The sequence below is a fragment of the Novimethylophilus kurashikiensis genome (genome assembly GCF_003112435.1).
Taxonomy (GTDB): domain Bacteria; phylum Pseudomonadota; class Gammaproteobacteria; order Burkholderiales; family Methylophilaceae; genus Novimethylophilus; species Novimethylophilus kurashikiensis.
In genome coordinates, this window is the sequence record NZ_BDOQ01000002.1 from 429,247 (window position 1) to 452,291 (window position 23,045).

Consider the following 23,045-nt stretch of genomic DNA (forward strand, 5'->3'; position numbering starts at 1 on the left):
AAAGCCGGCCCGAAGGACTCAGGCGCACCCCGAATGATAGGCATCTCAAAGGCTTCTGTAAAATAAGCGGGTTGGGCCGGGTTTTTACAAAAATTTAATCCGATTTGAATTATTGCCCTGGCATAAACGGTCATAATTCGAAGGTTTTGTTTTAGTATGCTTGGCCGGATACAAACCGATACAAAAAAAGCACCTGATGACAAACCGGGGATACACGCCCAGGTTAACTTTTCAAACGTTGCAAGGAGAACTTAATTGAACCAATTTCTGAAAACCCTGTTGGCTGCCAGTCTCGCCCTGAGCGTCTTTTCCGCGACTGCTGCCGACATGAAGGTCGGCTTCGTCAATGTCGACCGTCTGCTGAAGAATGCGCCGCAGACCGCAGAAGTCGGCAAGAAGCTGGAAAAGGAATTCAGCCCCCGCGCGGCAGAACTCGACCGTCTGAAGAAGCAGATCAGCGACCAGGAAACCGCTGGCAAGGATGCTTCCAGCCTGCGCCTCGATTTCGAACGTAAGCAGCGCGAACTCAACGAAGACATCAACATTCGCAAGAGCGAAGAGTTGGCAACCCTGCAAGACCGCATCAACAAGACCATCAACACCATTGCCGAATCCGAAGGCTACGATCTGGTGGTGTACAGCGGGATCGTCTATGCCAACAAGCGCACCGACATTACCGACAAAGTCCTTAAATCTCTGGGTGCCGCGCCAAGCAGTAAGTAAGGTGCCCGTCTAACTTTCATATGCCCATCGAGAAGCCCAGTGAACAACAATCCGGCACTCGTATCCTGGTCGGCGCCCTCGTGCTGGCCGGGATCGTCGCCGGCGGATTTTTCTACTATCGACAGCATGCGGTAGCGCCGCAAGGCGAATCGCGTAAATTCGATGCCAAGGGGCGCCCGACGCCGGTGCTGGTCGCCAAGGCGGGGCAGGGCGACGTCAAGGTCTACCTCGATGCCTTGGGCACCGTGACGCCGCGCAATGCGGTCACGGTCAAGGCCCGCGTCGATGGGCAGTTGATGCAGGTATATTTCCGCGAAGGGCAGTTGGTCAAGGCTGGCGAATTGCTGGCCGAAATCGACCCGCGGCCTTTCGAGGTGCAATTGACGCAAGCCAACGGCCAGTTGGCCAAGGACAAAGCCGCGCTGGAAAACGCCCAGATCGACCTGGAGCGCTACAAGACGCTGCTGGCGCAGGATTCCATCGCCAAGCAGCAGGTCGATACGCAAGAAGCATTGGTGCGGCAGCAACGCGCTGCAGTCGCGGTGGACCAGGGCCAGGTGGACAGCGCCAAGCTGCAACTGAGCTATTGCCGCATTACCGCACCCATCGGAGGTCGCGTCGGTTTGCGTGCCGTCGATCCGGGCAACATGATCCATGCCTCGGACGCCAGCGGCATTGTCACCATCACCCAACTTCAGCCGATTACCACGCTGTTCAGCATTCCCGAAGACCAACTGCCGGCGGTGACGCAGCGGCTCAAGGCTGGCGGTGTGGTCCCGCTGGAGGCCTGGGACAAGGCTAAGCTCAATAAACTGGCCACAGGGTCGCTACTGACGCTGGATAACCAGATCGACACCGCCACCGGCACGCTCAAGCTGCGTGGTGAGTTCAAAAACGACGACAACACGCTATTCCCCAACCAGTTCGTTAACGTCCGCATGCTCGTGGATGTATTGAAGAACGCGGTCACCATTCCTTCTGCGGCCGTGCAGCGAGGTCGCAACGGCGATTTTGTGTTCGTGGTAACCCCAGGCAAAGAGCATTCAAAACCGGATGGCGCAGCACCGGACAACGCAACACCCCCGCATGACAAGCCTCAAGACAACAAGCCCGGCGCCGCCAAGCCAGATGGCCGGCCCGCCAGTAAGGTGGAAATGCGTCCGGTGAAAACCGGCGTGGCAGAAGGCGAGATGATCGCGATCGTGAGCGGTTTGCAACCGGGCGAATCCGTCGTGGTCGACGGCGCGGATAAGCTGCGCGACGGCTCGCCCGTGAAGCCGTTGGAGAAGATGGTCACCGGAGACGAGACATCGGGCAAAGCCGGGCCGGGCGGCCAGAATAAAGGGGGTAAACACCGCCGGAGCGCGCAATGAATCCCTCCCGGATTTTCATCCTCCGACCGGTCGCCACCTCGCTGTTGATGCTCGCCATCCTGCTGGCGGGCTTCATGGGATACAAGTTTCTGCCGCTGTCGGCGCTGCCCGAGGTCGATTACCCGACCATCCAAGTCACGACGTTGTATCCCGGCGCCAGCCCGGATGTCGTGACGTCTTCCATCACCGCACCGCTGGAGCGCCAGTTCGGCCAGATGCCGGGGTTGAAGCAGATGTCCTCGAGCAGTTCGGGCGGGGCATCGGTCATCACGCTGCAATTCAACCTATCGCTTAACCTGGACGTGGCCGAGCAGCAGGTGCAGGCAGCCATCAATGCCGCGGGCAATTTCCTGCCCAACGATCTGCCGACGCCGCCGATCTACAGCAAGGTGAATCCCGCTGACGCGCCCATTGTCACACTGGCGCTGACCTCGAAAACACTGCCGCTCATCAAGGTGGAAGACCTGGCGGATACCCGCATTGCCCAGAAGATTTCCCAGCTTTCCGGCGTCGGCCTGGTCAGCATCAGCGGCGGACAGCGCCCTGCGGTACGCGTGCAGGCCAACCCCAAGGCGCTGGCATCGTATGGCCTTTCGCTGGAAGACCTGCGTACTTCCATCACCAACGCCAACGTCAACCAGGCCAAGGGCAGCTTCGACGGTGCCATGCGCGCCTCGACCATCGAGGCGAACGACCAACTCAAGTCTCCGGGCGAATACAAGCAGATCGTTGTGGCCTATAGAAACGGTGCGCCGATTCGCCTGGATGATATTGCCGACGTAGTGGACGATGCCGAAAACGTGCAACTCGGCGCCTGGGCCAACCATGATCCGGCCGTGATCCTCAACGTACAACGCCAGCCCGGCGCCAATGTCATCGAGGTGGTAGACCGCATCAAGCAACTCTTGCCGCAGTTGCAGGTGTCGATTCCCGGCGCGGTAGACGTGATCATGCTCACCGACCGCACGACGACCATCCGTGCGTCGGTGAAAGACGTGCAGTTCGAGCTGATGTTGTCCATCGCGCTCGTCGTGATGGTGATTTTCCTGTTTCTGCGCAACATCCCGGCCACGCTCATTCCCAGCGTCGCGGTGCCGATTTCGCTCATGGGCACATTCGGCGTGATGTATCTGGGCGATTTCAGTATCAACAATCTCACCCTGATGGCGCTGACGATCGCCACAGGTTTCGTGGTGGACGATGCCGTGGTCATGATCGAGAACATTGCCCGCTACATCGAGCAGGGCGAGAAGCCGCTGGACGCAGCGCTCAAGGGCTCGAAGCAGATCGGTTTCACCATTATTTCGCTCACGCTGTCTTTGATTGCGGTGCTGATTCCGTTGCTGTTCATGGGCGATGTCGTGGGGCGGTTGTTCCGCGAATTCGCCATCACGCTCGCCATCGCCATCTTGATTTCGGCCGTAGTTTCGCTGACCCTGACGCCGATGATGTGCGCACGGCTGCTCAAGCCTGAAGGCGAGACCAGGCGCGGATGGTTCTATCATGCCGCGGGTAATTTTATCGAGCATATGACCAAGGCCTACGGCTCGCTGCTCAACCGCGTGCTGGACCATCAGCCGCTGACGCTGTTGATCGCGCTGGGCACGCTGGCCTTGACCGTGGTGCTTTATATCGCGATTCCCAAGGGCTTTTTCCCGGTGCAGGATACCGGCGTTGTGCAAGGTATCACCGAAGCCGATCCTTCGGTCTCGTTCTCGGCCATGGCAGAGCGGCAGCAGGCCTTGGCGGAGGCGCTGCTGCAAGATCCGGCCGTGGAAAGCCTGTCGTCCTTCATCGGCGTGGACGGCAGCAACGCCACGCTCAACACCGGGCGCATGCTGATCAACCTCAAGCCCAAGAAACAGCGCGACGGCGATATCGCGGCGGTGATGCGCAACCTGCAAGATCGTGCAGCTTCGGTGAGCGGCATTACGCTCTACACCCAGCCGATCCAGGATTTGACCATCGAGGACCGAGTTAGCCGCAGCCAGTACCAATTCGTGATGGAGGACGCCGACCCGCAAGTGCTGTCGACCAGCGTGGAAAAAATGGTGCAGCGGCTTCGCCAGTCGAACAAGGTGCAGGACGTCGCCAGCGATTTGCAAGACAAGGGCTTGCAAGCTTATCTCGACATCGACCGCGATGCGGCTGGGCGCTTGGGGATTACCACGGCGGCTATCGACAACGCGCTCTACAACGCCTTCGGCCAGCGGCTGATTTCCAACATCTTCACGCAGTCAAACCAATATCGCGTGGTGCTGGAAGTCGGGCCGGAACATCGGCGCGGGCTGGAGGCGCTCAACGGCATTTATGTACCCACTGCGAGTGGCGGACAGGTGCAATTGAGTTCGGTGGCGAAGATCGGGGAACGCGAGGCGCCCTTGGTAGTTAACCATTTCGGGCAATTCCCGGCGGCCAATGTTTCGTTCAATCTTGCGCCTGGGGCTTCGCTTAGCGATGCAGTCGGGGAGATCGACGCAGCGCAGCAGGCACTCGGCCTGCCGCAAAGCACTCAGCTGATTTTCCAGGGCGCGGCTACGGCGTTCCGCGCCTCGCTTGCCAACGAGCTGCTGCTCATCGTCGCGGCCATCGTCACCATGTACATCGTGCTGGGCGTGCTGTACGAGAGCTATATCCACCCAGTGACGATCCTCTCCACGCTGCCCTCCGCCGGCGTCGGCGCTTTGCTCGCGCTGATGCTGTCGGGTAACGACCTTGGCATCGTGGGCATCATCGGCATCATCCTGCTTATCGGTATCGTGAAAAAGAACGCCATCATGATGATCGACTTCGCCCTCGAAGCGCAGCGCGATCAGGGCTTGCCGCCGCGCGAGGCGATATACCAGGCTTGTCTGCTGCGCCTGCGGCCGATTCTCATGACCACCATGGCCGCCTTGCTGGCAGCATTGCCGTTGATGTTGGGTGCGGGCGTGGGGTCTGAGCTGCGCCATCCGTTGGGATTAACGATGGTGGGTGGCTTGATCGTCAGCCAGGTGCTGACTTTGTTCACCACGCCCGTGATTTATCTCGCCTTCGACAGTTTGGGCCGACGAATGGCGCAATGGCGCGGAAAGCCTGTCGAGGCGTGAGATGAACTTCTCGGCGATCTTTATCCATCGTCCGGTCGCAACCAGCCTCATCACGCTGGCGATCACCCTGGCGGGCATCGTTTCGTTCGGATTGCTGCCGGTCGCACCTCTGCCGCAAGTCGATTTTCCGACCATCTCCGTCGAGGCCAACCTGCCCGGCGCCAGCCCGGAAACCATGGCGACGGCAGTAGCGACCCCGCTTGAGCGCTCCCTGGGCCGAATTGCCGGCATCAACGAAATGACGTCGATGAGCTCGCAAGGCTCCACGCGCATCACCTTGCAGTTCGACCTCGAACGCGACATCAACGGCGCAGCACGCGACGTGCAAGCCGCTATCAACGCCGCGCGCAAACTGCTGCCTTCCGGATTGCCCACCAATCCGACGTACCACAAGGTGAACCCCGCCGATGCGCCCATCATGATAGTGGCGCTCACCTCCGACAGCCTGCCGCAGGGCAAGCTCTACGATGCGGCATCTACCGTCATTGCACAGAAGCTTTCGCAGGTGAAAGGGGTAGGGCAGGTCAGCGTGGGCGGAAGCTCGTTGCCGGCGGTACGGGTAGAACTCAATCCTACGGCACTCAGCAAATACGGCATCCCGATTACGCAAGTCAGCAGCGCGATCGCCGCGACCAACGCCAATCGTCCCAAGGGCACCTTGGAGGCCGGAGATCGCCATTGGCAGATTTACGCCAACGACCAGGCGCACACCGCCAAGGAATACATGCCGCTGATCATCAGTTATAAAAACGGTGCTGCGGTGAGGCTTTCCGACGTAGCGGAGGTGGCGGATTCGGTGCAGGACGTGCGCAACGAGGGCTTGTCCAATGGCAAGCCGGCGGTGCTGATCCAGATCCGCCGCCAGCCTAACGCCAACATCATCGAGACCGTAGACCGGGTAAAAGCTACGCTGCCGCAACTGCGCGCCTCGATCTCCGCCGCCATCAATGTGGACGTGGTGAGCGACCGGTCTCCCACCATTCGTGCATCGGTGCACGACGTGGAGGTCACGCTGATGATCTCCATCGGCCTTGTCATCATGGTGGTGTTCATTTTCCTGCGTAACGTCCGTGCCACGTTGATTCCCAGCGTCGCGGTGCCGGTATCGCTGATCGGCACCTTCGGCGTAATGTACCTGTGCGGCTACAGCCTCGACAACCTCTCGCTCATGGCGCTGACCGTGGCCACGGGATTCGTGGTGGACGATGCCATCGTGGTGCTGGAAAACGTCTCGCGCCACATCGAAGCCGGCATGCGGCCTTTCGAGGCGGCGCTCAAGGGCACACGCGAAGTCGCCTTCACCGTAATTTCCATGAGCATCTCATTGGTTGCGGTGTTTATCCCGCTGCTGCTGATGGGCGGTATCGTGGGGCGGTTGCTGCGCGAATTTGCGGTGGTGCTGTCGGTTGCCGTGGCAGTCTCCTTGCTGGTTTCGCTGACGGCCACCCCGGTGATGTGCGCACGGTTGCTGAAAACCCACGAGCCCCAACAGCAGGGGCGGTTGAGCGTTTTTGCCGAGCGTTGTTTCGATGCGCTGCTCTCCGCCTACCGCAGCACATTGGACGTCGTGTTGCGCCACAGCGTCATTACCTTGCTGATTCTAATATTGACAATCGGCTTTAATATTTACTTGTATATTGCTATACCAAAAGGATTTTTTCCACAGCAAGATACGGGACGCTTGGCGGGGGGAATCCAGGCAGACCAAGGCAGCTCTTTCCAATCCATGCGCCAGAAACTGGCGGCATTCATCGAGATCGTGCGCAAGGATCCTGCCGTGGAAAACGCTGTCGGCTTCGTCGGCGGCGGACAGCGCAATACCGGTTTCATGTTCGTGACGCTCAAGCCGTTGAACCAGCGCGCCCAGCACGAAAGCTCCGATCAAGTGATGGCGCGGCTGCGCAAACCCTTATCCCGGGTTCCCGGCGCTAGCCTGTTCCTGCAGCCGGTGCAGGACATCCGCATGGGCGGCCGCATGGGCAATGCACAGTACCAATACACCTTGCAGGGCGACAGCCTGGAAGAATTGCGCACTTGGGAGCCGCGTATTCGGGCCGCCATGTCCAAGCTGCCGCAACTGGTGGATGTGAACACCGATCAGCAGGACAAGGGTTTCGAGACGCGTCTGACGCTGGATCGCGACGCAGCGGCAAGATTGGGCATTTCGGCACGCGATATCGATACCGTGCTCAACAGCGCCTTCGGACAACGCCAGGTATCGACCATCTACGCGCCGCTCAACCAGTATTACGTGGTTATGGAAGTCGCGCCGCAGTACTGGCAAAGCCCGGAATCCTTGCGCGACATCTACCTCATCACGTCCAGCGGGCAACAGGTGCCGCTCACTGCTATCACTCGGTTCGAGTCTTCTACCGGACCGCTAGCGGTCAATCACCAGGGGCAATTCGCCGCATCGACCATCTCGTTCAACCTGCCGGTCGGCGTCTCGCTATCCCAAGCCACGACGGCCATCGACAGGGCTTTCACCGGCCTCGGTGTACCAGCCACGATACGCGGCGGCTTCCAGGGCACGGCCAAGGTATTCCAGGCATCGCTCAAAAACCAGCCGTGGCTGATCGCAGCTGCCTTGTTGGCGGTGTATATCGTGCTGGGCGTGTTGTACGAGAGCTATATCCATCCACTCACCATCATCTCGACGATTCCTTCTGCCGGCGTCGGCGCGCTGCTGGCGTTGCAGGCGACCAATTCCGAGCTCAACATCATGGCGATGATCGGCTTGATCCTGCTCATCGGCATCGTGAAAAAGAACGCCATCATGATGGTGGATTTTGCCGTGGACGCCGAGCGCAGCCGGGGTATTTCGCCCAGGGAAGCCATCTACGAAGCCTGCCTGCTGCGTTTCCGCCCCATCATGATGACGACCATGGCCGCGCTGCTGGGGGCGCTGCCGCTGGCATCCGGTATCGGCGAAGGCTTTGAGTTGCGCCAGCCGCTGGGGATTTCCATCGTCGGCGGGCTGCTGTTGAGCCAGTTGCTCACGCTCTACACCACGCCGGTGGTTTACTTGTATCTCGACCGTTTCAGTCTCTGGTTCAACCGGTCATTCCGCCGCACGTTCCGCGGCGAGCCGAACTCGGCCCCGGCACTGCATTGAGGATTTGCTGCATGCGTCACGCTCATTCATTTCTCGCCATTAGCCTCGCCGCCATGCTCGGTGCCTGTACCGTTGGGCCGAACTATGTCAAACCCGAGATCGCCACACCTGCAACCTTCAAGGAAGCCCAAGGCTGGAAAGCGGCCGAGCCCAAGGACGAACTGCCGCGCGGCAAATGGTGGGAGTCCTTCAACGATCCGGTATTGAATGGCCTGGCGGAGCAGGTGGAAGTCTCCAACCAGAACATCCGCGCCGCCGAGGCGCAATTCCGGCAGGCTCGCGCCCTGGCCCAGCAGGCGAGAGCGGGTTCCTACCCGACCGTATCGGGCAGCGGTTCGGTCACCCGTAGCCGTTCCGGCGGCACGAGTTCGACCAACACCAACATCAGCCGCACCTCCACGCTGTACAAGCTCGGCCTGGATGCAAGCTGGGAGCCTGATATCTGGGGCAAGGTCCAGCGTTCGGTGGAATCTGGGAACGCCGATGTGCAAGCCAGCGCAGCCGATATTGCAGCCGCCAAATTGAGCGCCCAGGCCGAATTGGCGCAGGATTACTTCTTGCTGCGCGTGGCTGACGAACGCAAGAAACTGCTGGACGATACCGTCGCCGCTTATGAGAAATCACTGCAACTCACGAAGAACCAATACGCCGTGGGTGTGGTGGCGCGCGGCGACGTGGTCACGGCGGAAACCCAGCTCAAATCGGCGCAGGCGCAAGCCGTGGACGTGGGCGTGCAGCGCGCGCAACTGGAGCATGCCATCGCCGTACTGATCGGCAAGGCGCCGGCTGAGTTCACCATCGCACCGGTCACGTTCAACCTGGCGCTGCCGGACATTCCCGTTGGCGTGCCATCCGCCTTGCTGGAGCGCCGTCCGGATATCGCCGCCGCCGAGCGCCGCGCAGCTTCTGCCAACGCCCAGATCGGCGTGGCCCAGGCCGCGTTCTATCCCGACCTGACCTTGAGCGCAGCAGCGGGATTCCAAAGCGCCAGTTTCGCCAAATGGCTGACCTACCCGAGCCGATTCTGGACCTTGGGGCCGTCATTGGCCCAGATCATCTTCGACGGAGGCTTGCGCAAGGCCAAGACCGAGCAAGCGATCGCCGCCTACGACGAGAACGTCGCCAATTATCGCCAAAACGTGCTGACGGCGTTCCAGGAGGTCGAGGACAACCTTTCCTCGTTGCGCATCCTGGAAGAGGAGGCACGCTTGCAGGACGAGGCGGTGAAAGCGGCACGGGAATCGGTGGCGATCACGACCAACCAGTACAAGGCCGGGACGGTGAGCTATATCAACGTGGTCAACGTGCAGACCATCGCGCTGACTAATGAGCGGAATGCGCTGGCGATTCTGGGCAACCGCCTGACGGCAGCGGTGCAATTGGTGAAGGCATTAGGCGGTGGTTGGAATGTGTCGGAGCTGGACGAAGTAGCGCAAGCGCCGAAAGCCGAACATTGATTGTTGCGAAGATCGCCTGCGCTACCGGTGGATAGCTTCGCCGAAACGGAAGCTGGAGGCGGTCATGCCGCCGAATAATCCTTCGTCGTGGTAGACCATAGCGGCGGTTTCATTTTCAGCGGCACCCAGCGCCACCATCAGTGGCAGCAAATGATCTTCTCGCGGATGCGCAATCCTGGCTGCCGGCGCTTGTCCCCAATCAATCAGTTTTTGCGAGCGAACTGCCGGCTCGGAATGCAATAACGCCTGCTGCAGCCAGGCATCAAACAGGTTCGAAGGCTCTCTAGACGCCGGCCCCATCAAACGTAGATTGTGATAGCTCAAGCCGCTGCCCACGATCAGCACGCCTTCCTCGCGCAACGGCGCCAGTGCTCGGCCGACGGCTAGATGCTCTGCCGGATCGAGACCGGTTTTGAGTGAAAGCTGGATCACCGGCACATCGGCCTGGGGATACATGACATAGAGCGGGACAAAGGCGCCGTGATCGAAACCTTGTGTCATGTCCAATCGGGCCGGAAGGCCTGATTTTTCGATCAGGCTGTGAACGCGCTCCGCCAATTCCGGTGCCCCAGGAGCAGGGTAGACCACATCGTAGGTGTGCGGCGGAAAACCGGAGTAGTCGTAGACCATGGGCGGATGCGGGTTTGCCATGATGGCGAATTCTCGCGATTCCCAGTGGCCTGAAATCACCAGTACCGCCTTGGGCTTCATGTCGATTTGTCGCGGCATGTCCTTGAGCGAAGCTTCGAGATTGCCGAACATCTGCCGCCAATCCATCCACGGCCAGGGGCCGCCGCCGTGGGAGATGAAATAAGTGGGAAGGGCGGTCATTTCAATCTTGCATTCAATGGGCTGCGCAGCGAGCGACATCGCGGTCCGTGGGCATATCCAGGCACTTTCTCAAGTCGGCATCGGGCGACGTACCATGATTTGATACCGTCGCATGGCGGGTGTTCCCATGCTTGTGTGTCGGCTTTGAAGGGGCAGGAGAGGCCGCAGCTGCGGATTCAGCCTCGGGCGCGGTTTCAACGACGGGGGCCGGTACAGCCGGAGCAGACTGTGCTTTTTCCCGCAGTTTCTGCAATTCCTGCATTGCCCGGTCTTTCTTGGCCTCCAAGTCGCGCAGCAAGGAAGATTTTGACGTCCATATCAGCGTGAGCGGTTGGTTGGGAGCCACGGTGCGCGGGATGATGACGACACCCTCGGCAACCGGCCATACGTGAACGTTTTTGCCGAATATTTCCGCACCAGGCTGTTGATCCAGCCGCCGCGACTTCGAGAAAGCATCGTTCAGGTGGGCTTGCAGTGCCTCCATCGATGTGTCGGGAAAACCAATCCGTATGTGCTGCAACTCGCCCTTATGGAACAGGAAGTCCACGCTATCGGCTGGAATGCCGTCATACGACTTGATGATGGCGGTGCAAACCGTGTCGTCGTCAGTTGAAACACGCGCTTGCGGAGCAGGATTGCCGTTGCATTGCAGATCGTAGCCAAGGCTGCGATAGGCTTCCAGCCATTGCGCCTGAGGCTGCGGTTTCATGTCGTTGGGGGCCAGCACGAATGCCGGGGCAGACAGCCGCTTTACATGGGCGATCAAGGTATCGCGCAGGTCGGGCAAGCCGAACCAGACAGCCAGTACTCCCGCGATCAAGATGATGGCCGAGATTTTAAGAACCTTGGTCATGCGTTGTTTCCCCCTGTGATTTTGATGGCGCAATCCCGCACAAGTACCATGCTGCCTACCCGCTGGACATTCTAAAACAAAAGCGCAGGGGAGCTGATCCGCCTGCGCTTTTTATTATTGATTTTATGACGCTTTTTATGTTTTTAAGCGATACCGCTACTCCGCGACACGCTTGGCGATATGCGCCAGTGCTTCATCGATCTGGTCGATCAGGATCAAACACAAGTCGCCTTCTTTCAACCGTGCCAAAGCCGCATCGATGGCGGCAAACTCGCCGCGGATTTCCTCCACATGGCTGGCGCGCTTGGCATTGACGAGCCCCTGGCGTAGGAGCCCAAGCACTTCGCCGTCGGCACGACCGCGCTGGCATTGGTCCTGGTAGAGGATCACGTCGTCGAATATGTCGCCGAGAATTTCCGTCTGATGGCGGATATCCACGTCGCGACGGTCGCCCGCGCCGCTGATGACCACCGAGCGACGCTTGGCCGGCATGTTCTCCACGGCGTTGACCAGCGCGATGATGGCGTCCGGGTTATGACCGTAGTCGGCGATGAGCGTCGCGCCGCGATAGTTGAACAGGTTGAAGCGGCCCGGCGCAGTCTGGGCGTCGTTGACGAAGGTCTTGAGGCCTTCGCGAATAATCGCCCAATCAAGATTGAGACCCCAGGCGGCCGCTGTTGCGGCCATGGCGTTCTCGATCTGGAAACGAATCGCGCCGTTATGCGTGATGTAGATGTCGGCCAGCGGAATGCGCTCTTCGAAACTGCCTTCTGCCGCCACGATGGCATCGCCGTCCAGGTAGACCAGGCGCTTGCCCTGGGCCCGGTGCGTATAGGCGATCGGATGGTGCAGATCCATGGAGAAATAAGTCACACTGCCCGGACAGGCATCGGCCATGGCTGCCGTCATCGGGTCCATGGCGTTAAGTACAGCCATGCCGTCCGGTGCCACGTTCTGAACGATGACGCGCTTGACCACGGCCAGGTCTTCCACCGTGGTGATAAAGCTCAGGCCGAGGTGGTCGCCCAGGCCGATATTGGTGACGACGGCTACATTGCAGCGGTCGAAGGCCAGGCCTTCGCGCAGGATGCCGCCGCGTGCCGTTTCGAATACGGCTGCATCCACATCCGGATGCAGCAGGACATTGCGTGCGCTTTTGGGGCCGCTGCAATCGCCGGTATCGATGCGTTTTTTCTCGATGTAGACGCCGTCGGAATTGGTCATGCCCACGCGATTGCCGCTCAGCGTGAGGATGTGGGAGGTGAGGCGTACCGTGGTGGTCTTGCCGTTGGTGCCGGCGACCGCAACGATGGGGATGCGGCCGTCTTCGCCCGGACCGAACATGGTGGAGACAATGGCTTCACCCACCGGACGGCCCTTGCCGAACGAGGGCTGTAAGTGCATGCGCAAGCCCGGTGCGGCATTGACTTCGACCACGCCGCCACCTTGTTCTTCCATGGATTTAATGACGCTGTCGCAGACCACGTCCACGCCGCAGATATCCAGTCCGGCCATTTGCGCCGCAGCCACGGCGCGCGCCGCCATTTCCGGATGTACGTCCTCGGTAACGTCTGTAGCGGTACCGCCAGTGCTGAGATTGGCGTTGTTGCGCAACACCACGCGCTTGCCCTTGGACGGCACGTCGTCCGGCGTCAGGCCTTGCAGTTCGAGGCGTGCGATGGCGATGTCGTCAAGGCGAATCTTGGTCAGCGAGGTCGCATGGCCTTCACCGCGTCGCGGATCGCTGTTGACCTGGTCGATCAACTGGCGGATGGTGTGCTCGCCGTCGCCGATGACGAGCGGCGGATCGCGACGGGCGGCCGCCACGACCTGGTTGCCGACCACTAGCAGGCGGTAATCGTGGCCGGGGAGGAAGCGCTCGACCAGGATGTTGTCGCTAATTTCCACCGCGGCGGCAAACGCGGCGTTGAGTTGCTCTTGCGTGGTGATGTTGACGGTGACGCCCTTGCCCTGATTACCGTCCTGCGGTTTTACCACCACGGGCAAACCTACTTCCAGCGCGGCCGCCCAGGCTTCTTCTGTGGTGCGTACCGTCTTGCCGAGCGGCACAGGCACGCCGGCGGCATCAAGCAATTGCTTGGTGAGTTCCTTGTCTTGCGCAATGGCCTCGGCGATGGCGCCGGTACGATCGGTTTCTGCAGCCTGGATGCGGCGCTGTTTGCTGCCCCAGCCAAACTGCACCAGGCTGCCTTCCGTCAGACGACGATAGGGAACGCCTCGTGCAGCAGCGGCTAACACGATGGAACCGGTACTGGGACCCAGGCGCACGTCTTCATCCAACTCGCGCAAACGAGTGAGGGCATCATCGAGATCGAACGGCGTGTCGTTGAGTGCCGCGCGCACCAAGTCTTGAGCCAGTTCGAAGGCCAGACGACCGACAGGTTCTTCGCTGTATTCGACGATAACCTGGAAAATCCCTGGTTCCGTAGTGGGCTGGGTGCGACTGAATGTCACCGGGCAACCGGCATGTGCTTGCAGATCCAGCGCAGCGCATTCCAGGGCGTGGGCCATGGCAATGGGTTCGTCGTGGCCTTCGGGCTGCAACAGGCCGATGCCGGGGAAGCGCTCGCGCAGGCGGGCTTCGAAAGCAGGGATGTCGGGGATGAAACACGCGGCATCGATACACGATACGACGGCTTCGATGGCGGTGTGGCGGCTCCACAGGTTAGGGCCGCGTAAAGCCCGGATACGAGAAACTTCCATGAAGTGGTTTCCTACTCGTTTTTAGTCTTGCAAGTTCACTTGATAATGCCGGCCAGCTGCAGGTCGAAGCCTTCGGTACCGGCGCGGATGATCTCGATGGGAATGTCCAGCGCCCATGCCGTGGCAACTGCAGCCAACAGGTTCTCGACCATGATGTCGCCAACACCGTCGCGCACCATGGGGATGGCGTTCAGGTTGACCAGCACGGTTTCATTCAGCCCGGCCGCCAGGATGATCTGCTCGTCGCGTACGAATACGGCGCGACCGCCTTCGGCCAAATGCTCGCCCATGGAAGACAACTGCGTCAGCGCATAGAAAATCACGCCGCCGTCGCACAGCGGCGCCATTTCCACTACCAACGGGTCGGCGGCATTCAAAACGGCGTAACCGTCAGGCAGCACCACATCTACCTGGGTGCGGAGCACGTTGTAGACCTGCTCCTCGTTGTGCACGTAGAAATCGGCGAGACCTTCGGCGTTGAGGATATTCGTTACCACACCCACCTGGCACCGGTCGTACACCAGGCCGTCGGCCAGGATGGCACGCGGGCTGTTTTCGAACACGGCGGCTTGCGTAGTGCGATTGAGCAGTATCTTGCGGCCTGATTCCCAGGGCTTGCTGTAGCCTTTTTCAACTTGGCGCGTGCCGAAGAACAGGCCGTCGCTGCACGCCAAACCGGTTTGCTTGCCGGATAGGTTGAGCAGGCGTGCGACCAGTCTTGCAACCTTGGTTTTGCCTCGGCTGCCGGTAATGCCGACGATGGGAATGCGCCCGGATTCGTCTTCGGGGAACAGATGATCGACGATGGCTTGGCCCACCGGACGCGGTTCGCCTTCGGCCGGCTTGAGGTGCATGAGCAGGCCGGGGCCGGCGTTGACTTCGACGATGGCGCCGCCTTGTTCTTCCAAGGGGCGCGAAATGTCTTGCGCTACCAAATCGATGCCGGCGATATCCAGGCCAACAATGCGAGCCGCGAGGGCAGCCGCTTCGGCCACTTCCGGATGGACTTGGTCGGTGATATCGATGGAGACATTGCCGTTACGCTGGATCAACACTTCCTTGCCGGCGGGCGGGACGGATTCGGGGGTAAAGCCCTGACGCTTGAGTTCCAGTTTCACCACCGGCTCGCGGTCGACAATAATCAGGCTGAGCGGGTATTCCTCGGCTTCGCCCCGGCGCGGGTCGCTGTTGATCTGGCTTTCGATGAGTTCGAGGATGGTCGATTTGCCGTCGCCCACCACACCGGCGATTTCGCCGCGGGCAGCAGCGACCACGCGCTTGCCGACAACCAGTAATCGATGCTCGTGGCCGGGAATGAAGCGCTCGACGATGACTTCGCTGCCTTCTTCGATGGCGACAGCATAGGCCGCCTCGACCTCTTCACGCGTAGTGAGATTGGTCGAAACGCCGCGGCCGTGATTGCCGTCGGTCGGCTTGACCACGACCGGCAGACCGATGTCTTCAGCCGCTTCCCAGGCTTCTTCAGCGCTTTCGACGATCTCGCCTTCGGGTACAGGTACACCGCAGGATTGCAGCAGGCTCTTGGTGAGGTTTTTGTCGCGGGAAATACTTTCGCCGATGGCGCTGGTCAAGTCAGACTCAGCCGTCCAGATGCGACGCTGATGGCTGCCGTAGCCGAGTTGAACCAGGTTGCCTTCATTCAGGCGGATATGGGGAATGCGGCGGTCAGTCGCTGCATCGACGATGCAACCGGTGCTGGGGCCGAGGCAGAGCGAATCCACCATGTCCTGCAGCTTGATCACCGTCGCCTTGACGTCGTAGGGACGGTCTTCTATCGCGGCCAAGATCAGCTCGCGTGCTTCCATCATGGCGAAGCGGCTGACTTCTTCATGGCGGGAGCGCACGACCACCTTATACACGCCGCGGGTCGAGGTTTCGCGTGCCTTGCCGAAACCGCTCTGCATGCCGGCGAGGTTTTGCAGTTCGATGGTCACGTGTTCCAGGATATGCCCGGCCCAGGTGCCTTCACGCAAGCGCATCAGGAAACCGCCGCGCTCGCCCACACCGCAGCGATGCTCGACCAGACTGGGCAGCCATGCGGTCAGGCGATCATAAAAACCGGGGAGGGTGTTGGAAGGAAAATCCTCCAGCACGCCGATGTCGATCCAGGCTTCGAGCACGGGACGATAGGTCCACATGTTCGGCCCGCGAAGATAATTGATGCGGAGAAACTTGATGTCTTTCTTTTGCATTTGCGGCGATTGGCCTTAACAGTGCTTCAATAATTGCCTGCAATCTCGGAAAGCAGGCGGTTCTTGCACAACATTGCAAGCGGATAGTAATAGGGGAGGCTTACTCCAGCCTTACTCGCGAAATTCGTTCTGGTATGGAACGTTGCCGAGTTCGCGTGTTCCGGCTGAGATGTATGAGGTTCGGTCAAGAAGTGGGGACTCTCGGTTATACTTGCGGCGTTTTCCGGCCCGATGCCGGCCCATGAATCGAGTATGAATAACACCGCGCTATCCCCGACGTCCAACAGTCCCAGCCTGCCAGACCCATTGAGCCGCGAGCTTGTGCCGCGCCTTGCCGGGAACGAGGCGATTTTATCATGGCTGGAACTCGACCTCGACACTAGGCTGACGTTTTCGCAAGGCTGGATCGTCGTCACCAATCGCCGCCTTTTGGCGAAAACGCCGGAGACCGGCGAAACCTGGCAGGAATGGGGTTATCGACCGGGTTTAATGCTCAAGCACACCGATCATGCGGGCGTGGGCACACTGGAACTGGTAGACGCCCAGCAACGCCTGGCCAATTGGCGCTACACGCTGGCGGTCAATGTGGCTGCGCTCAAGCTGGTCGATCATTTCGAGCAACACCTGGAAAGCCATGTCACCGGCGAACCGGTCAAACAGGCTAACGAGGCGATTTGCCCCAAATGCAAGGCACCATTGGAGCCGGATCAGGAAGAGTGCCCGATCTGCACGCAGGAAATCCATACGCCGCCCTCGACCTGGACCTTGTTCCGCCTCTGGCGCTTCGCCAAGCCTTACAAAAACCAGCTGCTGGCGGGATTCCTGCTGACCTTGGCCTCGACCGCGGCCACCCTGGTGCCGCCGTACCTCACCATGCCGCTCATGGACAAGGTGTTGATCCCCTACCAGAACGGCGCGCCGATCGATCCTAAAATAGTCGGCCTGCTGCTTTCCGGCTTGCTCGGTTCGGCGCTCCTGGCCTGGGGGTTGGGCTGGGCCAAGACTTATATCCTGGCGCTGGTGAGCGAACGTATCGGCGCCGATTTGCGTACGACGACCTACGAACACTTGCTGCGACTCTCCCTGGAATATTTCGGCGGGCGCCGCACCGGCGACTTGATGGCGCGCATCGGCAGCGAGACGGATCGTATTTGCGTGTTCCTGTCGCTTCACCTGCTGGATTTCGCCACAGACGTGCTCATGATCGTCATGACGGCCGCGATCCTGTTTTCCATCAATCCCTGGCTGGCGCTGGTCACGCTGCTGCCGCTGCCGTTCATCGCCTGGATGATCCATGTGGTGCGAGACAAGCTGCGCACCGGGTTCGAAAAAATCGACCGCGTGTGGTCCGAAGTCACCAACGTGCTGGCCGATACCATTCCCGGCATCCGCGTGGTGAAAGCCTTCGCACAGGAGCGGCGCGAGGCGGAGCGCTTCCGCAATGCCAATCGTCACAACCTGGCTGTCAACGACAAGCTCAACAAGATCTGGTCGCTGTTTTCCCCGACGGTCTCGCTGCTTACCGAGGCCGGGCTGCTAGTCGTCTGGGCATTCGGTATCTGGCTGGTTTCCAAGGACCAGATCACGGTCGGCGTGCTGACGGCGTTCCTGGCTTATATCAGCCGCTTCTACGCTCGTCTCGACTCCATGAGCCGTATCGTCTCGGTCACGCAAAAGGCCGCGGCGGGTGCCAAGCGTATTTTCGATATCCTCGACCACGTTTCCAGCGTCCCCGAGCCGACGAATCCCGTGCATCTTGGCGCCGTGCAAGGCCGGATCGAGGTCCGCGATGTGGGCTTCCGCTACGGCAACCGCGCCATTTTGCGCGGTGTTGATCTCGCCATTGCGCCGGGTGAAATGGTGGGACTGGTCGGTCATAGCGGCTCCGGCAAGAGTACCCTGGTCAACCTGATCTGCCGCTTCTACGATGCGACCGAAGGTGCGGTGTTCATCGACGGCGTGGATATTCGCTCCCTTCCAGTGGCCGAATACCGAAGCAATATCGGCCTGGTATTGCAAGAACCTTTCCTGTTCTTCGGCACCATTGCCGAGAACATCGCCTACGGCAAGCCGGACGCCACGCGCGAGGAAATCATCGCCGCGGCGCGCGCAGCCCATGCGCATGAGTTCATCTTGCGTCTGCCGCAAGGCTACGATTCGTTGGTAGGCGAGCGCGGGCAGAGCCTCTCCGGCGGCGAACGCCAGCGCATTTCCATCGCCCGAGCCTTGCTGATCGATCCGCGCATTCTCATCCTGGACGAAGCAACGTCCTCGGTCGATTCGACGACTGAAAAGGAAATCCAGAAAGCCCTCGACAATCTGGTGCAAGGTCGCACCACGATTGCTATCGCGCACCGACTCTCCACACTACGCAAGGCCGACCGTCTGGTCGTGCTGGATCGCGGACAAGTGGTCGAAGTCGGCAGCCACGACGAACTGATGGCGAAGGAAGGGGCGTATTACCAGTTGTATCAGGCCCAGGCCCGCAACGTGGATACCGACATTGATGACAGTGACGACGAGGAGGGTGACGCATGAGCTTTGAATTGACCCGCAACGCCTTCGGACGACTGGTTTTGACCGACGGAGAAGGCATCCGGCACGAGGGCGTGCTGCCGGTACGTGCCTTTCCCGTGACTGCACCGGAAGCAGGTATTGCCGTAGTGAATACGGAAGGGCATGAAGTAGCCTGGATCGACCGTCTAAAAGATTTGCCCGCCGAGATTGCCGCGTTACTCAAAGATGAACTCGCCAGTCGCGAATTCATGCCAGCCATTCAACGCATCAAGGGTGTATCCAGCTTTGCCACGCCGAGCACCTGGGACGTGGTAACAGACCGCGGCGAGGCGTCGTTCGTGTTGAAAGGCGAAGAAGATTTACGCCGTTTGGGCCAGACCACATTGATCGTGGCAGACAGCCACGGCATCCAGTACCTGATCCGCGACATTACGACGTTGGACAAGACCGGCCGCCGCATCCTCGACCGGTTCCTGTAAGGGCTGTGCCCTGGACGGCACAGCCGGTAGTCGCGTTATTTAAGCTGCGCCTTCACCTGCACATTGTGGATGTGCACGGCGTTCTTACCGACAGGGTAGTAAGAAAAATACAGCACCGAGACGTTGACGATTTTATCGCAGGGGACGCCCAATACCTGGTTGCTCTCCGTTAATGTGGCGCCCGGCTTTGTGGCATGCCGCGGCGCACCGATGATCTGGCCAGTCGCCACCCCCAATTTATTCATTGCGCCCAGCTGATAGCTGACGCCATCCCAGTCTATTCCCATCTTGTTGGTGACTTTGACCGTCACAGGGCAATCCTTGGTTGCAGTGGGCTGTGTCTTGATGACCTGAATGGCGGCCAGCTGATCGGTCAATCGCTCGCTGGGGCCATTGCTTTTGGCCGTCTCTGCGGCACATCCGGCGAGCAAGGCCGCGAACGTCAGAATGGATATGGTTTTCATCGTAAATAGTTCCCGCAAAAGAAAATTTTTTCGTTTCCGCACCGGCGCGATACACCGCTGATATTATCGCAGATGGCGCTTTTCGACGGCGATTCCCGCGGTCCTGCAACACTCGGAGGTTCTTATGTCCGGCTCATTCGATCTGCCTTTACTCGGTGTTCCCTGGTTCGATTTGCCCTGGTGGGGGTTTGCCTTGGCAGCCCTCGCCATGACGCATGTCACCATCGCCTCCGTGACCATCTTCCTGCATCGCCACCAGTCGCACCGCGCCTTGACGCTGCATCCCGTCGTGAGTCATTTTTTCCGGTTCTGGCTATGGCTGACCACTGGCATCGTGACAAAGGAATGGGTGGCAATCCACCGCAAGCACCACGTCACCTGCGAAACCGAAGAAGACCCGCACAGCCCGCAAATCCACGGTATTAGCAACATTCTGCTGGAAGGCAGCGAATTCTATCGCAAGGAAGCCAGGAACAAGGAGACCTTGCAAGTTTACGGCAAAGGCACTCCGGACGATTGGCTGGAACGCAACGTCTACGCCCGCCATCCCAGCCTGGGCATTGCACTGATGTTCGTACTCGATGTCATGCTGTTCGGGGCAATCGGCATCACAGTATGGGCGGTGCAGATGATCTGGATTCCCTTTTTCGCAGCCGGCGTCATCAACGGTATCGGACATTTCTGGGGTTATCGCAATTTCGTCACGGAAGACGCGTCGCGCAACATCCTGCCCTGGGGCGTCCTGATCGGCGGCGAGGAACTGCACAACAATCATCACGCGTTCAGCGCCTCGGCCCGGCTCTCCAACAGGTGGTGGGAATTCGATATCGGCTGGGCTTATATCCGCACGCTGGCTGCATTTCGGCTCGCTAGGGTGCTGAAGGTAGCGCCGAGGATGCGTCGAGTACCGTTCAAGCCGCAATGCGATCTCGTCACGCTGCAGGCCCTGATCGTGCATCGCTACGAGGTCCAGGCGCGCTTTGCCCGCATCCTCAAACGCACGGCCATCCGGGAATTCAAGCAACTGCGTAAGTCGCACCCATTGCCCGATTTCAAACAGGCCTGGGCCAACAGTACGGTCAAGCAATGGCTGCAAAAAGGAACGGGCAACCTGCCCGAGCCCCAACTTTCCATCTTGAGCCAGGCGCTGCATGCCAGCAGCATCTTGCGCACCATCGACTCGATGCGGCAGGAATTGGTCGAGTTCGGCGCCAAGTCCACGACCTCGCGAGAACAGTTGGTTCAGCAGTTGGAAGACTGGTGTCGCCGGGCCGAACAAAGCGGTATTCGCGCATTGCAGGAGTTTTCACAGCAACTGCGCTGCTACGCCTAAATATCTGTCTTAATTGATTCCCGGCATGGCAGGTATAATCGTCGCCATGCCCATCCAACTTCTCCCCGACGTTCTCATCAGCCAAATCGCCGCCGGCGAAGTGGTGGAACGTCCCGCCTCAGCGCTTAAGGAATTCCTCGAAAACAGCCTCGACGCTCAATCGACCGATATTGCAGTGAGCCTGCAGCAAGGCGGCATCAAGTCGCTGCGCGTGGCGGATGACGGTATCGGCATTCCCAAGGAAGAACTGGCCCTAGCGCTGGCACGCCATGCCACCAGCAAGATCGCCAGTCTGGAAGACCTGGAGAATGTCGCGAGCCTCGGCTTTCGCGGTGAAGCCTTAGCCAGCGTGGCTTCGGTATCGCGTCTGTCCCTGACCAGCCGTGCACGGGGAGAACGCCACGCGTGGCGTATCGACGCCGACGGAGGTCAGTATTCGGCCTTGCAACCGGCGGCGCTGGAAGGCGGTTCTATCGTCGAGATGCAGGATTTATATTTCAATACCCCGGCGCGGCGTAAATTCCTGAAAACGGAAGCGACGGAGTTCGGCCACTGCGAAGAAGCTTTCAAACGCGTTGCGCTGTCGCGGCCCGATGTCGGATTTCAGTTGACCCATAACGGCAGCGCTAAATGGCGATTGCCGTCTTCCGAGGCTTCCAAGCGTATCGGCGCTGTGCTGGGCACCGAATTCGCCGCAGCCGCATTGCCGCTGGACGAGCAGGGCGGCGCGCTGCGCTTGTGGGGCATGGCGGCCAAACCGACGTTTTCGCGCATGGGGCGCGACGCCCAGTATGTGTACGTCAACGGCCGTTTTGTCCGAGACAAGTTGATCGCCCACGCTATTCGCCAGGCTTACCAGGATGTGCTGCATCACGAGCGTCATCCGGCCTTTGTCTTGTTCCTTGAGATCGATCCGGCACTGGTCGATGCAAACGTACATCCGACCAAGACCGAGGTACGTTTCCGCGACGGCCAAGCCGTGCACCGATTCATTTTCCACTCGTTGCATAAGGCGCTTGCCACGACTGCCGGCACGGCGACCACGGCTGCACCGTTGATCGTTGCCGAGACTGCATCCGCACCACCGACCCCGGCCTTCCAGGCCCAGCCTTATCCGACCTACCAGCCGCAAATTCCGCTGCGCGCCGGTGAGGGGCAGAATTTTTACGAGACGCTATTCGGGCGCAGCACGCCCTTGCCGACAGGGACATCAGAAGGTGCAACTTTCGCGGATATTGCAGTAGCCCAGGCAGTTCAATCGATTTCACAGGAATTGCCGCAGGATTTCCCACTCGGCTTTGCTATTGCCCAACTTCATGGCGTCTACGTCCTGGCCCAAAACAAACAGGGGCTGATCGTCGTGGACATGCACGCCGCTCATGAACGCATCATGTACGAAAAGCTCAAGACAGCGCTGGATGCCGAGGCCATTGCTACCCAGCCGCTGCTCTTGCCATTGAGTTTTCATGCGGATCGTCTGGAAGTCGCCACTGCGGAAGAGCAGGGCGAAGTGCTGGCCGATTTGGGATTCGAAATCGCCGTGCTCTCGCCCACGACCTTGGCCGTGCGTTCGATCCCCGCCATCCTGGCCGATTCTGACGCTGTGGCGCTGGCGCGGGATGTGTTGCGAGATGTCCGTGAATACGGCGGCAGTCGAGTGTTGACCGAACGCCGTAACGAACTCCTCGCCACTATGGCTTGCCACTCCGCCGTACGTGCCAACCGCTCGCTGACGATCACCGAGATGAACGCCTTGCTGCGCGATATGGAGGCGACGGAACGATCGGAGCAATGCAATCACGGGCGCCCCACCTGGTTTCATCTGTCGATGGCAGACCTCGACAAAATGTTCATGCGTGGGCAATAAGCCAGCT

The 23,045-nt window shown here is 59.9% G+C and carries 14 protein-coding genes; 9 read left to right on the plus strand and 5 right to left on the minus strand.

Features of this window, described 5'->3' with window-relative positions:
* The first annotated feature begins 255 nt into the window (after positions 1 to 255).
* Genes NMK_RS03225 through NMK_RS03245 form a run of 5 tightly spaced genes read left to right on the plus strand, consistent with a single transcriptional unit; the run spans position 256 to position 9,757 of the window.
* Entirely contained in the window at positions 256 to 723 is a 468-nt protein-coding gene (locus tag NMK_RS03225; protein WP_227871335.1) for an OmpH/Skp family outer membrane protein, read from the plus strand.
* Between the two features lie 20 nt (positions 724 to 743).
* A complete protein-coding gene (locus tag NMK_RS03230) occupies positions 744 to 2,096 on the plus strand; it encodes an MdtA/MuxA family multidrug efflux RND transporter periplasmic adaptor subunit (protein WP_109014312.1) in 1,353 nt (450 codons plus the stop codon).
* Positions 2,093 to 5,185 carry an MdtB/MuxB family multidrug efflux RND transporter permease subunit gene (locus NMK_RS03235; protein ID WP_109014313.1) on the plus strand — a complete coding sequence of 1,031 codons (3,093 nt, stop codon included), beginning with the start codon at positions 2,093 to 2,095 and terminating at the stop codon, positions 5,183 to 5,185. Before NMK_RS03230 ends, NMK_RS03235 begins: the two co-directional genes overlap by 4 nt.
* A gap of 1 nt (position 5,186) precedes the next feature.
* Complete coding sequence (locus tag NMK_RS03240) at positions 5,187 to 8,300, plus strand: multidrug efflux RND transporter permease subunit (RefSeq protein ID WP_109014314.1); 3,114 nt, start codon at positions 5,187 to 5,189, stop codon at positions 8,298 to 8,300.
* A gap of 11 nt (positions 8,301 to 8,311) precedes the next feature.
* Complete coding sequence (locus NMK_RS03245; RefSeq protein ID WP_109014315.1) at positions 8,312 to 9,757, plus strand: efflux transporter outer membrane subunit; 1,446 nt, start codon at positions 8,312 to 8,314, stop codon at positions 9,755 to 9,757.
* Positions 9,758 to 9,778: 21 nt separating this feature from the next.
* Here the strand turns inward: NMK_RS03245 and NMK_RS03250 are convergent, their stop codons facing one another.
* The 4 genes from NMK_RS03250 to NMK_RS03265 form a co-directional block, all read right to left on the minus strand.
* The gene (locus tag NMK_RS03250) at positions 9,779 to 10,588 is read right to left on the minus strand and encodes a DODA-type extradiol aromatic ring-opening family dioxygenase (protein WP_109014398.1); all 810 of its coding nucleotides are present in this window, start codon (positions 10,586 to 10,588) and stop codon (positions 9,779 to 9,781) included.
* A 13-nt stretch (positions 10,589 to 10,601) separates the two neighbouring features.
* Positions 10,602 to 11,441 carry a hypothetical protein gene (locus NMK_RS03255; RefSeq protein WP_109014316.1) on the minus strand — a complete coding sequence of 280 codons (840 nt, stop codon included), beginning with the start codon at positions 11,439 to 11,441 and terminating at the stop codon, positions 10,602 to 10,604.
* A 156-nt stretch (positions 11,442 to 11,597) separates the two neighbouring features.
* Complete coding sequence (gene cphA, locus NMK_RS03260) at positions 11,598 to 14,165, minus strand: cyanophycin synthetase (RefSeq protein ID WP_109014317.1); 2,568 nt, start codon at positions 14,163 to 14,165, stop codon at positions 11,598 to 11,600.
* Positions 14,166 to 14,200: 35 nt separating this feature from the next.
* Entirely contained in the window at positions 14,201 to 16,378 is a 2,178-nt protein-coding gene (locus NMK_RS03265; RefSeq protein WP_109014318.1) for a cyanophycin synthetase, read from the minus strand.
* Positions 16,379 to 16,630: 252 nt separating this feature from the next.
* On the opposite strand from NMK_RS03265, the gene NMK_RS03270 reads away from it, so the two are divergent.
* Both NMK_RS03270 and NMK_RS03275 read left to right on the plus strand, forming a co-directional pair.
* A complete protein-coding gene (locus NMK_RS03270) occupies positions 16,631 to 18,916 on the plus strand; it encodes a cyanophycin metabolism-associated ABC transporter (protein WP_109014319.1) in 2,286 nt (761 codons plus the stop codon).
* Positions 18,913 to 19,374: a cyanophycin metabolism-associated DUF1854 family protein gene (locus NMK_RS03275; protein ID WP_109014320.1), complete on the plus strand. Its 462-nt coding sequence runs from the start codon at positions 18,913 to 18,915 to the stop codon at positions 19,372 to 19,374. The genes NMK_RS03270 and NMK_RS03275 overlap by 4 nt, the downstream gene beginning before the upstream one ends.
* Before the next feature lie 35 nt (positions 19,375 to 19,409).
* On the opposite strand, the gene NMK_RS03280 is transcribed toward NMK_RS03275, so the two are convergent.
* Positions 19,410 to 19,838, minus strand: coding sequence for a hypothetical protein (locus NMK_RS03280; protein ID WP_109014321.1), 429 nt, complete (start codon positions 19,836 to 19,838; stop codon positions 19,410 to 19,412).
* A gap of 124 nt (positions 19,839 to 19,962) precedes the next feature.
* On the opposite strand from NMK_RS03280, the gene NMK_RS03285 reads away from it, so the two are divergent.
* Together NMK_RS03285 and mutL are read left to right on the plus strand one after the other, a co-directional pair.
* On the plus strand, positions 19,963 to 21,171 hold the full coding sequence (locus NMK_RS03285) for a DesA family fatty acid desaturase (RefSeq protein ID WP_109014322.1): 1,209 nt from the start codon (positions 19,963 to 19,965) through the stop codon (positions 21,169 to 21,171).
* A gap of 46 nt (positions 21,172 to 21,217) precedes the next feature.
* Entirely contained in the window at positions 21,218 to 23,038 is a 1,821-nt protein-coding gene (gene mutL, locus NMK_RS03290) for a DNA mismatch repair endonuclease MutL (RefSeq protein ID WP_109014399.1), read from the plus strand.
* The last annotated feature ends 7 nt before the right edge of the window (positions 23,039 to 23,045 follow it).

What these genes read in the sequence shown, in the direction of transcription:
- mutL (WP_109014399.1), top strand. Translation starts at nt 21,218, where the DNA reads ATGCCCATCCAACTTCTCCCCGACGTTCTCATCAGCCAAATCGCCGCC.
- NMK_RS03270 (WP_109014319.1), top strand. Translation starts at nt 16,631, where the DNA reads ATGAATAACACCGCGCTATCCCCGACGTCCAACAGTCCCAGCCTGCCA.
- cphA (WP_109014317.1), bottom strand. Translation starts at nt 14,165, where the DNA reads ATGGAAGTTTCTCGTATCCGGGCTTTACGCGGCCCTAACCTGTGGAGC.
- NMK_RS03240 (WP_109014314.1), top strand. Translation starts at nt 5,187, where the DNA reads ATGAACTTCTCGGCGATCTTTATCCATCGTCCGGTCGCAACCAGCCTC.
- NMK_RS03250 (WP_109014398.1), bottom strand. Translation starts at nt 10,588, where the DNA reads ATGACCGCCCTTCCCACTTATTTCATCTCCCACGGCGGCGGCCCCTGG.
- NMK_RS03255 (WP_109014316.1), bottom strand. Translation starts at nt 11,441, where the DNA reads ATGACCAAGGTTCTTAAAATCTCGGCCATCATCTTGATCGCGGGAGTA.
- NMK_RS03230 (WP_109014312.1), top strand. Translation starts at nt 744, where the DNA reads ATGCCCATCGAGAAGCCCAGTGAACAACAATCCGGCACTCGTATCCTG.
- NMK_RS03235 (WP_109014313.1), top strand. Translation starts at nt 2,093, where the DNA reads ATGAATCCCTCCCGGATTTTCATCCTCCGACCGGTCGCCACCTCGCTG.
- NMK_RS03280 (WP_109014321.1), bottom strand. Translation starts at nt 19,838, where the DNA reads ATGAAAACCATATCCATTCTGACGTTCGCGGCCTTGCTCGCCGGATGT.
- NMK_RS03275 (WP_109014320.1), top strand. Translation starts at nt 18,913, where the DNA reads ATGAGCTTTGAATTGACCCGCAACGCCTTCGGACGACTGGTTTTGACC.
- NMK_RS03285 (WP_109014322.1), top strand. Translation starts at nt 19,963, where the DNA reads ATGTCCGGCTCATTCGATCTGCCTTTACTCGGTGTTCCCTGGTTCGAT.
- NMK_RS03245 (WP_109014315.1), top strand. Translation starts at nt 8,312, where the DNA reads ATGCGTCACGCTCATTCATTTCTCGCCATTAGCCTCGCCGCCATGCTC.
- NMK_RS03265 (WP_109014318.1), bottom strand. Translation starts at nt 16,378, where the DNA reads ATGCAAAAGAAAGACATCAAGTTTCTCCGCATCAATTATCTTCGCGGG.